Source organism: Pseudomonas sp. KCJK9111 (genome assembly GCF_046231935.1).
GTDB lineage: Bacteria > Pseudomonadota > Gammaproteobacteria > Pseudomonadales > Pseudomonadaceae > Aquipseudomonas > Aquipseudomonas parafulva_B.
Genome location: NZ_JBJJMO010000092.1, coordinates 1 through 12,631 on the forward strand (window position 1 = coordinate 1; position 12,631 = coordinate 12,631).

At 62.4% G+C, this 12,631-nt stretch carries 10 protein-coding genes and 2 pseudogenes; 11 read left to right on the forward strand and 1 reads right to left on the reverse strand.

What is annotated here, in order from left to right; all coding sequences use genetic code 11:
• Positions 1–431 precede the first annotated feature (431 nt).
• The 11 genes and pseudogenes from ACK59L_RS20325 to ACK59L_RS20375 all read left to right on the forward strand — a co-directional run.
• Positions 432–946: pseudogene (locus ACK59L_RS20325) on the forward strand (Hcp family type VI secretion system effector).
• Positions 947–1,039: 93 nt separating this feature from the next.
• On the forward strand, positions 1,040–3,148 hold the full coding sequence (locus tag ACK59L_RS20330) for a type VI secretion system Vgr family protein (RefSeq protein ID WP_409275650.1): 2,109 nt from the start codon (positions 1,040–1,042) through the stop codon (positions 3,146–3,148).
• Complete coding sequence (locus ACK59L_RS20335; RefSeq protein WP_409275652.1) at positions 3,145–4,029, forward strand: DUF4123 domain-containing protein; 885 nt, start codon at positions 3,145–3,147, stop codon at positions 4,027–4,029. The genes ACK59L_RS20330 and ACK59L_RS20335 overlap by 4 nt, the downstream gene beginning before the upstream one ends.
• Before the next feature lie 9 nt (positions 4,030–4,038).
• Positions 4,039–6,618: a T6SS effector BTH_I2691 family protein gene (locus ACK59L_RS20340; RefSeq protein WP_409275654.1), complete on the forward strand. Its 2,580-nt coding sequence runs from the start codon at positions 4,039–4,041 to the stop codon at positions 6,616–6,618.
• Positions 6,618–7,625 carry a DUF6708 domain-containing protein gene (locus ACK59L_RS20345; protein WP_409275656.1) on the forward strand — a complete coding sequence of 336 codons (1,008 nt, stop codon included), beginning with the start codon at positions 6,618–6,620 and terminating at the stop codon, positions 7,623–7,625. Before ACK59L_RS20340 ends, ACK59L_RS20345 begins: the two co-directional genes overlap by 1 nt.
• Before the next feature lie 16 nt (positions 7,626–7,641).
• Positions 7,642–7,914 carry a hypothetical protein gene (locus ACK59L_RS20350; RefSeq protein WP_144965955.1) on the forward strand — a complete coding sequence of 91 codons (273 nt, stop codon included), beginning with the start codon at positions 7,642–7,644 and terminating at the stop codon, positions 7,912–7,914.
• The gene (locus tag ACK59L_RS20355; protein WP_409275658.1) at positions 7,911–8,510 is read left to right on the forward strand and encodes a hypothetical protein; all 600 of its coding nucleotides are present in this window, start codon (positions 7,911–7,913) and stop codon (positions 8,508–8,510) included. The genes ACK59L_RS20350 and ACK59L_RS20355 overlap by 4 nt, the downstream gene beginning before the upstream one ends.
• Before the next feature lie 34 nt (positions 8,511–8,544).
• Entirely contained in the window at positions 8,545–8,814 is a 270-nt protein-coding gene (locus ACK59L_RS20360; RefSeq protein WP_144965959.1) for a PAAR domain-containing protein, read from the forward strand.
• On the forward strand, positions 8,726–9,127 hold the full coding sequence (locus ACK59L_RS20365) for a HigA family addiction module antitoxin (protein ID WP_409275660.1): 402 nt from the start codon (positions 8,726–8,728) through the stop codon (positions 9,125–9,127). The genes ACK59L_RS20360 and ACK59L_RS20365 overlap by 89 nt, the downstream gene beginning before the upstream one ends.
• 132 nt (positions 9,128–9,259) lie before the next feature.
• Entirely contained in the window at positions 9,260–10,384 is a 1,125-nt protein-coding gene (locus ACK59L_RS20370; RefSeq protein ID WP_409275662.1) for an STY4528 family pathogenicity island replication protein, read from the forward strand.
• An 849-nt stretch (positions 10,385–11,233) separates the two neighbouring features.
• Positions 11,234–11,809: pseudogene (locus ACK59L_RS20375) on the forward strand (phage integrase N-terminal domain-containing protein); the annotation flags it as partial.
• On the opposite strand, the gene ACK59L_RS20380 reads toward ACK59L_RS20375, so the two are convergent.
• The gene (locus tag ACK59L_RS20380; RefSeq protein WP_392475432.1) at positions 11,808–12,605 is read right to left on the reverse strand and encodes a hypothetical protein; all 798 of its coding nucleotides are present in this window, start codon (positions 12,603–12,605) and stop codon (positions 11,808–11,810) included. The pseudogene ACK59L_RS20375 and the gene ACK59L_RS20380 sit on opposite strands and share 2 nt — an antisense overlap.
• Positions 12,606–12,631 lie beyond the last annotated feature (26 nt).

Consider the following 12,631-nt stretch of genomic DNA (forward strand, 5'->3'; position numbering starts at 1 on the left):
AAACTGCCTCAGCGCCTCCCGCATCGACTGACAAAATCCATCGAAGCAGGAATGCGTTTCGCGTTCTCAATCGAGTCAGGAAACCGTATTCCAGGCAAGCTCTCACTCAAGCGCCATTGATCAAATTTTGACCGGGCCATTTTTGGCCCGATTGGGCCAAAAATGGCCGGGTCAATTTCCTCTATTTTCAATAACTTAGATAACACCGAGCCAAAAATGGCCCGACACCCCTGAATTCCCCGCGTTTTATCTCGCCGAATACGCCTTACCAAAAACATCCAAGCACCCGCCACCCCAGTAAATTCGCGGGTTTCAGCGATTTCTCCGAATCAAAGCAAATGTTGGCATGCCCCCTGCAATGTCGTCATCGTCCCCGCATGGGACGGAATCAACGGCCGCTGCAGCCCTCTCGACGACATAAGCAATCCGTCATGTCCACACCCGCCTATATCTCCATCACCGGCAAAACCCAGGGCAACATCACCCAGGGCGCTTTCACCTCCGACTCGGTCGGCAACATCTATCAGGAAGGTCACGAAGACCAGATCCTGGTCCAGGAAATCAAGCACCGCTTCACCACCCCCACCGACCCGCAAAGCGGCCAGCCGTCCGGCCAGCGCGTGCACAAGCCCTTCGTCTTCACCTGCGCGCTGAACAAGGCCATCCCGCTGCTGTACCAGGCTCTGGCCACCGGCGAGACCCTGAGCAAGGTCGAAACCCAGTGGTTCCGCACCTCGGTCGAGGGCAAGCAGGAACACTTCTTCACCACCCTGCTCGAAGACGCCACCATCGCCGATATCAACACCGTGCTGCCGCACGCTCAGGACAGCAGCAAGTCTGGCTACACCCAACTGATCGAAATCAGCCTGGCTTACCGCAGATCACCTGGACTCATGCCGTGGCCGGCACCGAGGCCTTCGACGACTGGCGCAAGCCTGTCGCCTGATAAGCGAACCGCCGTTGCCGGCCACCGCCAGCAGCGGTTTCTCTTTGCCCACGGACAGCCGGATATCTCATTCCGGCCCGCAAGGAGCACACCATGCCGCGTCAATCCGACTTGCGCTTCACCGTCACCGCTCCAGCGGGCGACTTCGAGGTAGCCGCCTTCACCCTCGACGAAGCCCTCTCCGAGCCCTTCCAACTTCACCTGGAACTGAGCAGCTTCGATCCGGCCATCGACTTCGCCCTGCTCCTCGACCAGCCGCTGACCCTGCACATCGCCCAGAGCGGCACCGTGCGCCACGTCCACGGCCTGGTCAGCACCTTCGAGCAGGCCGACACCGGCCACCGCCGCACCCGTTACCGTGCAGTTGTCGAGCCCGCCCTGGCCCGTCTGGGCCTGTGCTCGGACTGGCGCATCTTCCAGGCCCTGTCCGTACCCCAGATCATCGAGCAGGTTCTCAAGCAGCAGCACATCACCGACATCGAGATCGTCTCCACCCGCGAGCACCTGCCGCGCGAGTACTGCGTACAGGCCGGCGAGACCGACCTCGATTTCGTCGAACGCCTCGCCGCCGAGGAAGGCTTCTACTACGCCTTCGAGCACCGTGCCGACGGCCACCGCCTGATCGTCAGTGATCGCCTTTATAGTCACGGCGCCATCGACGGCGACCCTGTCACCTACAACCCCAGTGCGGGTGGTGACCAGCCCGCTCCGGCCTTGCGTCGCTTCACCTACACCGAGCAGGTGCGCACCGCCCGCCAGACCCAGCGCGACTACACCTTCACCTACCCGCGCTACAACCAGCAGCACACCACCGACGGCCCCGAGCTCGACCACCAGCACCGCGACTACGAACGCTATGACTACCCTGGCCGCTACAAGCGGGACGAGGCCGGCAAGCCCTTCACCCAAACCCGCCTGCTCGCGCTGCGCGGCGATGCCCGCCTGGCCCGGGTCGAGGGCGACGATGCCCGTCTGCTGCCCGGCCCGGCCTTTCAGCTCACCGGCCACCCCCGCGAGGACATGAACCGTGGCTGGCGCACCCTGCGTTTGCACCACGAAGGTGTGCAGACCACCAGCCAGCAAGAAGAGGCCGCCGACGCCGAACAGGGCACCCGCTACCACTTCAGCGCCGAGTTGCTGGATCTCCACACCCAATGGTGCGCCCCGCTGCCAGCCAAGCCACGTATCGACGGCCCACATATTGCCACCGTAGTAGGCCCCAAGGACGAAGAGATTTACTGCGACGAGTTCGGTCGGGTGAAAGTCCAATTTCCCTGGGATCGCCTGGCAGTAGGCGACGAACACAGTTCCTGCTGGATTCGCGTTGCCCAGAACTGGGCCGGCGCCGCCTGGGGCCATATCGCCATCCCACGCATCGGCCAGGAAGTCATCGTCGATTTCCTCGACGGTGATTGCGACCAGCCCATCATCACTGGCCGAACCTATCCGGCCACCCATCCCACGCCCTACGAGCTACCGCGGCACAAGACGCGGATGACCATCAAGAGCCAGACCCACAAGGGCCAGGGCTTCAACGAACTGCGCTTCGAGGACGAGCATGGCCAGGAAGAAATCTTCATCCATGCACAGAAGGATCAGAACATCCGCGTCGGCAACGACGAAACCATCGTCGTCGGCCGCGACCGCAGCGAACAGGTGGAGCACGATGAAACCGTCACCATCGGCCATGACCGCAAGGAGACGGTAGGCAACGACGAGCAGGTGACCATCGGCCAGGACCGCCGCCATGCCATTGGCCAGGACAACTACCTGAACATCGCCCGTAACCACAACATCCAGACGGGCAAGGATCGCATCGAAGAGGTCGGCAACGACCGGCGCGACAAAACCACCGCAGACCACTGGATCGAGATCGGCGGACACCTGTACCAGAAGGTCGAAGGCCGCGTCGAGTTGCAGGCCGGCCAGGCCATCGTCCACAAGACCCAGGTATACGAAATCCAGGCATCTGAGGCCGTGGTACTCAAGGCCCCTGGCGGCACCCTGCGCATCGACGGCTCCGGCATCACCCTCAATGGCGTATCACTCCAGTTCAATGGGCCACTTGCGTTGCAAACGAATGGTTCGGGCCACTCCATTACCGCCAGCGGCGTGCCGACCCCGAGCGATCCGGTTTGCGTCAGTTGTTTGCTCAAGGCCATCGCCGAAGGGCGCAGTGTCGTTCGCATGGAGGGCATATGAGCAAACATTCCGCCGCAACCCTGATCATTGACGAGCTGCGCGAGTCCCCAGCCTATCGCTTGGCCGGCCTGGTCGAAATGTCCCGACTGGAGCCAGCCGAACGCAGTGCGCTGCAAGAAACGCACAGGGGAAACGCCTGGCCCCTGTTGCAACAACCGGAGCTCACCAACCTGCGCGAAATCGGCCCCTGGCTGTTCGGCACAAAGCCCGATGCCGACCTGCAAGGTCAGTCCGACTTCTACAGCGCCCTGGGCCGGACAGCGGGTGATGCTCTCTGTGGCTGGATCGTCAGTGCCCTCCCTCCCGCCAGGCTGGCAGAGCACCTGAGCAAGGCCGCCGTGGTCGAAGGGCCGGATGATGCCAGCTACATGCTTCGCTATCACACCGAGCACGCTCTGCCCATCCTGCATGCCCGCCATGACCTGCCCGGTATCGCCGAATGGCTGGCGCCGATCCGCAGCTGGTGGGTCGCCCTGGCGCACCCGCAACACAGAGCCTGGCGACGCCTCTCCGGCTACGACAAGCCGGAACACCTGCATGTGCCGCCCATCCGGATTGACCAGGACTGCTGGGACATGCTGGCGGGAGACCCGCTGCTCTACCGCCTGGCGGATCAGCTCAAGGCGCCACTGCAAGCCGTGGGTGCCAAAGAGAACTGCCAGAGCACACGGCTTGGCCTGGTTCGCCAATACCTGGAGCAGGCCCGCCAACACGGCCTTACCCGCCAGGCCGACCTTGTTGACTACGTCACCCTCATGGCCCTTAAAGGGCCGGCCCTGCACAACACACCAGCCTGGCAGCAAGCCCTGAACGACGCCCTCAACCACGGGCGGCCGCTCGCCGAAGCCCTTCAGGCGCGTACGCGCCAGCGGATATACTGAGGAACCCCCATGTACGGTTGGAAAGAAACCTTCGAACAGTGTGCAGAGAACCGCAGCCAGCTGGAGCAGCTCTTTAGCCCAGGGCCGGCCGTCAGTTGCACCCGCACCTTCGCCATCCTGCCGCTGCGCTACGGCGTGGTCTGCGGCAGCGCCGCGCAACGCCGCGCACTTCCTGAGTTGCCACCGCACCTGTGCCGCCCCCACCAGGTCGGTGAACTGAGCGAAGCCAGCTACGCCATCCGCCCGTTGCGTGAAGGCTTCCTCTACGTGCTGATCAAGCGCGCCAGCACCGGCCAGTACGCCTGGCACAGCCAGTACCGTATCTCGCCTCTCGGCACGCTTGACTTCATCGACCCGGACAAGCCCTGGGATACCCTGGCGTCACTCAACCCCCTGGAAGCCATCAGGAGCATGACCTGGCTGTTCAAGATCCACGACCTCGACGACGTTCAGGATCTGCGCCTGCTCTACAGCCCCGACCCGCTGACCCAGGACACCCTGCGCAAGTACCGGATACTGCAGCTCTACCGGGATACGCTGGCGTCCATCGACATCGCCAGTTGCGCCAGCGAGACCCCATCCGAGGCACTCCCCCATGTCCTCACCTACGAGCGGCTCGACCTGATCGCCGACTTCGCGGCGCAGCACCAGGGCGCACTCAAGACACTGATCCAGGCCCAGCCGTTCAATGGCGCGAACGTCCCAGTGATGGCTGCCCGCGCGGAAATGATGCCCACGGCGAACAAGCCGCAGCATCGCGGGGTGGCCATCGTGGCGGACGACGCCATCGGCATCACCCAGGAACTCAACGCCTGGCGCAATGCCAGCCTGGAACCCCTGGACGCCTTCATGCAGCGCACCGACGCCGAAGGCCTGGACAACCAGCGCAAGTTCACCATCGCCTTCGCCATCGAGAATATCCGCAAGGCGCTGGCCGAGCAGGCCGAACACAGCTACACCCAGCACCAGAACACCCTCGGCGTCACCTATACGTCCTCCGAGTACTCGCAGAACAACGCCCAGGTCGTGATGATGTCGCGCGGCAACATGCGCTCGTTCCGCAACCCCGAGCATCAGCAGCAGGTGCAGCAGGCTGAAATCCGCCAGGCGCGGGAGCGGAGCTGGGAAGACTACGCCCCCTACATCGACGAAGGCATGCGCCAGGACTACCTGCGCGATTACCGGGCCGTGGTCGAGGCCGTCGACCAGGCCAGGGATGCCCGCGCCGCCGACCACCTGCTGTGGCTGCAGAGCGAAGCATTGCTCGATGCCCTGGCCCGCTATGACCGCAACGACCTGGAACAGGGGCTGCTGTTCGAGACCCAGATGGCCAAGGCCATCGTCGGCATGAACGCCACCCGCGTCGGCGATGCGCTGCTGACGCGCTGGAGCGAACAGGGTATCTCCAACGACAACCTGGTCTGGCGCTCGCTGGCACAGAACCAGGAATCGGCCGAAGACGAACTGAACACGCTGTTTGGCGAACGTACCGGCCTGATGCTGGGGCTGCTCGACGAAGCCCAACTGCAGGAACGCCTCAAGGGCCTGACCGACATCTACACCGCCAGCCTGGCCCTGGTCGAAGAACTGGCCGCCGTAACCACCTCCGGCCCGCCGGCCGACCGCCTCGCCGGGGGCGCGCTGCTGGTCAGCACCCTGGGCAGCCGGCTGTTCCAGAACCGCCTGGCAAGCGCCCTGGACAAGCCGGCCAACTGGCTGCTGGCCAATGCGCTGCAGGCGCGCCTGGGGCGCTTCGCGCAGCATTTCCACCTGGAGACGCGGGGTGGCACCGCGTTGAGCCAGGGCGCCACCCGGCGCCTGGATCGCTCGACGGCCAGCAGCTTCGACCAGGCCCTGCGCGCCGGCATCAAGGGGCCGATGACCGAGGTGCGCATCGGCAGCCTGGTGGCGGTGCTGGAAGTCTGGAACCTGATGGTCAAGGCCGATGCGGCCGACAAACAGAGCCGGGAGTACATCGAGATCGCCGCGGCAATGATCGGAGTATCGGCAGCGGCACTGGAATTGGGAGCGACGGCGGCGGGCTTTGCCGAAAGGAGCGGCAGTGCAGCCGTCCAGCAGGCGGGCAAAATGTTCAGGGGTGGCTTACGGCTGGGAGCAGGCACACTGGCAGGCGTGGCGGCGTCGGTGGGGGCTTGGTATGACTACACCGATTTCTGGGAAAATGCTAAGAATGAAAATACATCTATCGACTATCTATACTTTCTTCGTGCAACAGCACAAACCGGTGTTGCCAGCTTGTCACTTGCGATTGGCCTCGCCTCATCCGGTCCCTTCCTTGAGTATATGATCAAGCGGCATGGTAGTAGCGCCTTTATGAGCTCAACGCTTAAGGTGGGTGTTAATACCTCGAAATTCCTGGCGGCCCGCATGGTCTTCATGCTCCGTGTCTTCTTCGGCCTGAATCTTCTCACTTTCGCCATTACGGCTGGTCTGATGTACTTCGTGCCCAACGACCTCCAGCGCTACCTGAGCCACAGCACCTTCCGCAAGGATCGCAGCAAGGGCATCGCTGATACGGAAGAGAAGGAGATCGAGATCATGCAACGCGCCGTGGGGAGTACGCTCTGATGTATCTGTTCGAGTGGGGATTTCATTGGGGAAAGAGCCTTTCTTCTTATGAGGAAAGGCTGGAGGAAGCAAAGAATCAGCAGCGTCAGCCGGGGCAACCCGAACTGAACGCCCCGGAAAGCGTTCAGGAGTCGGTATCGAAGTCGGTTTACGATAACGAGTCGCTCTATGCCTACAACGATACTTATATCGATGTGCGCACACCTAACGATGAAAAGCGCGGCTTAATCACACTGGCCGCAGGCGGCACCGGCAGCATGTTAATGTGGGGAGCACTTGCTGCATTCTGGCTGGCCATTAGTCGACTATACGACTCTTCCTCCGGCTCTCCAGGACTTGAGTTCTATATATTCGGGTTGATCTTGACACCAGCCACCGGAGTCCTTGCTCTTTACTTTTACTTTAAATACGCCTTTCGCTTCCTATTCCTCGAAGCCTTCACCGCCCGCCGCCTGATCATTCGTTTCAACCGCATTACCCGCAAGGTCTACCTGCTGCGTCCCAACCTTATCGGCGGCACCCGCATCATGGATTGGGACAAGACCCAGATCATCGTCGAAAAGAACATGACCGAACTCGAAGGCACAGGCGGTTTTGTGTGGCTCAGTTGGGACAAAGGCGACGGCACCGATCTCGAAGGCAATCCCACTGATGACATAGAGGTTGCCTTCGTCGGCAAACCCACCCGCAACGCCAGCGAACTGCTGGCATTCTGGGAATATATCCGCCGCTATATGGAAGACGGCCCCGCCGCCGCCCCGGCGCCCGAAAAACTCATTCCCAAATTCCCCTGGCCCTGGCTGTCCCTCAAGGCCGCCTGGGGCCTGGACACCCGCTTCCTGCGCAACAGCGCCCTGTGGGTGTTCGTGCTGCTCAACATCCTGATGCTGCCGCTGATCCTGATCCACGCCTTCGGCCACTGGCTGTCCCTGCTGCTGTGCTACGAGCCGCGCTTCCCCCGCGTGATCGAGGAAGCCGGGCGGGCATCGGCGCAAGCTGAAACATAGAGAGCGAACCAATACCATGCAAATTCCAACGTGGGAGCAATTCTCCGCTGTAATCGCCGCCCCCGGCGACGAGCAGGCACATGCCGTGCGCGAAGCCTTTATCCAGCAGTTCAACGAGCGCGCGGGGGATCAGGCGGCATCGTCAGCAGACGATTACGTGAACGCCTTGATCACAAGTTATGGCTACTTCCTGGATTTCAACGAAAGCACCTTCGGTATCGTCGAGTGGCTGGAAGAAAAGCTGGGTAGTGCCTCACCGCCGATTGCGATGATGATGGCGATACGGTGAAAGTGCGCTTTGCAGGCGAGGAGATCGTGCAGTCTTACCACCACATGGGAGACGATGAGTTCGAGCAGGATCTGGCGCAGCTTGAACACCTGTTGGGTGACCAGTACTTTTTCGTCTACCGCTATCTGGGCGACGGGTGCTTCAGCGATACCTTGGAGTTGCTGCTGGTGTCCGCCAGCGATTGGCGTCGGGCTGAAACGGTTTATGGCCAGTCCCGGGTAGCAGCCTACTTCAAGCGCTATGTCAGCGAGGCGCCACCCCCTGTAGCGAACGATGCACCTTCCGTTACTGCAGGCACTCCATCACCTGCCAGTCTGGGGCAGACGTCCGCCAGCAACAGGGCACCCAATGAAGAAGAAAGCGAGTGGGGCACGTTCTATCGGCTCAGAGGCAAGATGTTCCTCTGGGTCATTCTGCCAGTGCTGGTTGCGTTTGCTCTCAGCGTCGGGTGGGGGCTGCTGAAGGGCAATACCTTGCAGCCCCTGCAGCCAAAAGGCTGCAAGAACGTGGACAACGTTTTCCGCAACCTACCCGCAGAACAAGCGGAACCCCTGAAAGAACAGATGCGCCAGCAGCTCGGTTGCAAGAGCGAATAAAACTGCACGGTGCCGTGCACCGAAGGAGAGAAAAATGTCAGGACGCGGCGCGATTCGCCTGGGAGACAGTCATTCCGGCGGCGGCACGATGATCGAGGCCAGCGGCTTTCCCGTGGACGGCATCCCGCAGTGCCTACTCGGCGACAAGGCGCAATGTCCGAAATGCAAGGGCACCTACCCGCTGGTCTCGGGCGGTGACGGCACGGCCATCCAGAATGGCCGTCCCATGGTGTTCGAGCCCGCGCAGCTCGCCTGCGGCTGCACTGTCTCATCATCCTGTGCAGAGCACTACAACAAAGCATAACCGGCTGCTAGAGGAGAGCTTCTACTATGACAACCCACCCCACCCAGGCGAGGCACTGCGCCTTGATGTGCTTCCGGCGCTGGGCATGAATCTCGATGCCCTGGCAGCGCACCTGGGCTATTCAAGCCGTCAGTTGCGGTCGGTACTCAATGGCCGGACGCCTATCCATGCCGACCCGGCCCACCGACTGGAGCTGGCCGGTCTGGGCACAGCACGCCAGTATCTGGCCGAACAGCAGGCCTGGTCGCTCTGGCAAGCCCGGCAGCGCCCGCATCCGCCCATCGCGCCGCTGTACACCCCGCAATACACGTGACAGGCAGGCCCACGGTCGTCAGTTGCCGGCAATGCGGTGACGCCACAGAACGCATTGTCGCCTGACACCCGTTCAGGTCTCCGGTGAGATAGGAACACCGGCCAACCAGCCCCCGACACCGGAGAAATGCTCATGACGATCCCGCAAACGCCTGCACACACGCACAACACCCAGTTCGCCACCCCGACCGCCCTGATGCTCGATGCCCGCCTCACGCCACTGGAGCGCAATGGCTGGCAGATGCTGCGCATGCTGCGTGCCCCTGACGGCATCAGTTCGCTTGCCAGCCTCGGGCAGTTGCGCCGCTACCTCACCTCTATTCCGCTCGGCCAGAAAGCCGGCCATGAAACGACTTGGCGCGTCCTGGTGGTACTGCGCCTGACTGGCTGGATCAGCCTGGCCGGTCAGCAGCGCGACCCGCTGACCGGCCATGTCCTGAGCGAGCAGTATCAAGTGCATGACCATTCACACCGCTTCGCCCAGGCCTGCGCCCTTGCCCCGACGCTGCCGCAGTTGCTGCGCGAGGCCACGGGGAACAACCAGGTGGCGCGTGTGGCCGCGCATATCCAGGCCGCACAGGCAAACGCCTCGTCCGGCGGTGATGACTCCGACGACGCAGGCCCGACGACTCCGAGGGCTTCCGACGAATCCACGACCGCACCGTCGCCGGAACACCCGGCCGACATCCCGTCTGCTCAGTGCACTTCGGTTCCGCCACAGAACACGACGATGGCTGCCGTAACGGAAGGTGCCGACCCTACGTATAGCATGTATAAGTATAAAAAACGTACGTACCGCGCGCGCGAAGAGGGGGCTGGGGATAACCCGCCTGCATTGCCTCCCTGCCTGGGCCGGCTTGCCCCACGGCAGCAGCATGATGTGGTCGTGGCCTTGCGGCGCCTGCCCGAGGCTCAGCGCCAGGATGTGCTCGACGAGCTGCAGGCCCGCAGCCAGAGCGGCACAGTGCACAACGTGATCGCCTATTTCTTCGGGTTGATCAAGCGGGTGCTGGCCGGGGAGTTCCGCTTTTGGGCTGGCCGCAAGCTGCGCCAGCCTGCCTGTCCGGCCGTTGCGGCAAAACCCGCCGTCACCCCGCCTCCATCCTCAACGCCAGCCCCCGAGTTCAAGCCCGCCGACCCGGAGTTGGTCAGGGCGCACATTGCCAACATCCGCAACATGTTGAACAGGCCTGCGAATGCCGGCGAGCTGACCACCCGCTTTCTGCAGGGCAAGGGATGGCGGCCCGGGTCTGCATGACGGTTCGGCGATCCGGTGGTTGCAGTCAGCGCGGCTGCCCCATCCACTGCAAGCTGCCTGAGCCGTCAGGACGGCCTCTGTCCTGGCGGATCAGGCAGCCGACAAGGCCGCAGGCCGCGTCAGTGGCGAAGCGCGCAGGCGGCATGCCGTGGCTGCTGCAGATGGCAGGAAGGCGTTGCCTCTACCGCGTCGGCCAAGGTCATTTCCTGCGCCAGAACGACCTCCGGGGCCTGCTGGTGTCGTCACTGCACACCGCAGTGACGACACCGCGAACCGCCGCAACAATACGGGCTGGGGCAGCATCCTATTGTCGCTGTCGCACATGATGATGCCCCGCGATACTGACCCCGCACTGACCTGCCGGCAGGTGTAATGCCGGACATGCTGGCGTAGCGTCCATGCGCCGTCATTGCGCAGCCGTACCCATCCGGCCACCCAAAGGCACCGGCTTCTGCAAGTGCCTGTCCGCAAGGATGAAGCCACCCCAGGCGCGCCAGGCCCATTTGCGCATCGCCCCTGCCACAGGGTGAGCCACTTTTATCTCCCAGCCATTCGGCGTCGTCCCATCCGCCGCAGCGTCCTGCTGCCTGTCTGTCCCATGCCCGCTGTCGTCATCAGCCGAGAGCTTTCCTTTATCCCATCCACAGGAGGTTTATCCATGCACTACGCACGATGACATGCCGCCCGGCCTTCCCACAGGAAGCAAGGTGGACGCCTCATGCCGAGGCAAGGGGTGCGCTGAGCACCCAGCCCTTCGCCCTTCGGGGATCTCGCGATAGCGAGTTGGCAACAACACTAACCGATCAAGTTCTCAGCATGACGCGACACCCGGCACACAGGAGGCAGACGATGGACGATTTGACCTGGACGCTGAAACAGCTGTGCCGACGCAACCGTGACGGCAGCTTTGCCACGCAGGCTGACCGGCAGCGCTCGCTGACGCTGATGGCCCGCCAGTTGCGTGATGCCGGGTTCAACCAGATGCAGGCCCGTTCGCTCAAGGGCAATCACGTCAATACGCTGCTCAACCAGTGGCAGGCACAGGGGCTCTCGACCGGAACCCTGAAGAACCGCCTGAGTCACTTGCGCTGGTGGGCCGAGAAAATCGGCAAGGCCGGCCTGCTACCTGCCGACAATCGCCAGCTCGGCATTCCCGAGCCGAAGTACAGCAGCAACCAGAGCAAGGCGCAGACTCTGGACGAACGCCTGGATGCCATCCGCGATCCGCACGTGCAGATGAGCCTGCGCCTGCAAGCCGCCTTCGGGCTGCGCCGCCAGGAGTGCATCAAGTTCCAGCCGACCTGGGCCGACCGGGGCGATCACATCGCGCTCAAAGGCTCATGGACGAAAGGCGGCAAACCGCGCAGCGTCCCCATTACGACGCCGCAGCAACGGGCGGTGCTCGATGCGGCGCGGACACTGGCTAGCCTCGTCGCATCCACAGTTCATACGCCAGGCCTGAGAGCATGAAGTAGGCCCCGCCAAGCAGCATGATCAGCAGCACAACGCCGCCGGCCCGTGCGGAAAACCGGGTATACCGCGCCAAGGCAAACCAGACCGAAGACAGTGCACCGCTGGCCCGCTGATTCATCAAGGCGAGGTAATGCAGTGACCGAAGCGCCGCAGCAAGCGTTGCGCCAACCCCCATCACGACTCCGAAGAGCTGGGACAGTATCCAAATCCGATGCTCGTCCTCCAGTACATCAAAATAGTAATCGATAATCCCGTAGCGGAAAGCAGCCTCACGGGCGCCGGCAATAATGCCTGCCTGCGCCAGTTCGGTCAGGTAGATAGAGGCGCCCACTGCAACCAGGGGCGTGAAGATGTACCAGCCCCATTCCGCGCTGTTGTATTGCCCCCGGATGGCAGAGGCCAAACCAGCCGCCAGGATAAACGCCGTGCAGGAAAACACCCCACTCAGCCAATAGTGCAGGATTTCACTGGCGTAACGGCTATACCCCCAGATGACAACGGCCACGACAATGAACAGAGCGCCAAGGTAAGCCCATACGTCGTCCGAAGAAGAGGATGTTCCCCGGCTTTGATTCACCACGACCGTTTGTCTGAAGGTGATAACGGTCTGCTGCACTGTGACAGGTGCCGCAGGCGAAGGGGTGTTGTTGAATCCGCCAAATAGCAGCCCCAATATGGCGCCGATAAGTGGGGATATAACAGCGCTTTGTACAAGCGGGTTATTTATCCAGGCAATAAACGCGTCCAATCAATGCTCCTTTACATGCTCACATG

Coding starts and splice junctions, on each gene's coding strand:
- ACK59L_RS20370 (WP_409275662.1), top strand. CDS start 9,260: ATGACGATCCCGCAAACGCCTGCACACACGCACAACACCCAGTTCGCC.
- ACK59L_RS20330 (WP_409275650.1), top strand. CDS start 1,040: ATGCCGCGTCAATCCGACTTGCGCTTCACCGTCACCGCTCCAGCGGGC.
- ACK59L_RS20345 (WP_409275656.1), top strand. CDS start 6,618: ATGTATCTGTTCGAGTGGGGATTTCATTGGGGAAAGAGCCTTTCTTCT.
- ACK59L_RS20365 (WP_409275660.1), top strand. CDS start 8,726: ATGGCCGTCCCATGGTGTTCGAGCCCGCGCAGCTCGCCTGCGGCTGCA.
- ACK59L_RS20360 (WP_144965959.1), top strand. CDS start 8,545: ATGTCAGGACGCGGCGCGATTCGCCTGGGAGACAGTCATTCCGGCGGC.
- ACK59L_RS20340 (WP_409275654.1), top strand. CDS start 4,039: ATGTACGGTTGGAAAGAAACCTTCGAACAGTGTGCAGAGAACCGCAGC.
- ACK59L_RS20350 (WP_144965955.1), top strand. CDS start 7,642: ATGCAAATTCCAACGTGGGAGCAATTCTCCGCTGTAATCGCCGCCCCC.
- ACK59L_RS20335 (WP_409275652.1), top strand. CDS start 3,145: ATGAGCAAACATTCCGCCGCAACCCTGATCATTGACGAGCTGCGCGAG.